Source organism: Cupriavidus sp. SIMBA_020 (genome assembly GCF_046535395.1).
Taxonomy (GTDB): Bacteria; Pseudomonadota; Gammaproteobacteria; order Burkholderiales; family Burkholderiaceae; genus Cupriavidus; species Cupriavidus campinensis.
In genome coordinates this window covers 1-241 of the sequence record NZ_JAWRWU010001525.1, presented here as the reverse complement: position 1 = coordinate 241, position 241 = coordinate 1, and the positions used below count along the sequence as shown (strand labels likewise).

General features: G+C 59.8%; 1 pseudogene. It reads right to left on the bottom strand.

From position 1 onward, the window contains the following. Window positions 1-241: pseudogene (locus tag SB751_RS34695) on the bottom strand (TolC family protein); the annotation flags it as partial.

Genomic DNA, 241 nt, shown 5'->3' with positions numbered 1-241 from the left:
CTGTCGGCATCATTACGAGCCTGCGCGAGCACCGCCGAGCGAAAACCACCGGCGTATATTGGGATCGTGACGCCAACGATCACGCTGCCACCGTAATGGCCACCGCTCAGGTTCACCGTCGGCAGTTGCTGTCCCACGGCGGGCACGGCCGAAATCGAGCTACTCCCTTTGTTATACGCCCCCGTCGCAGAGACAAAAATCTTCGGCATCAATTCCGACTCGGCGACCTTGACTCTTGCCA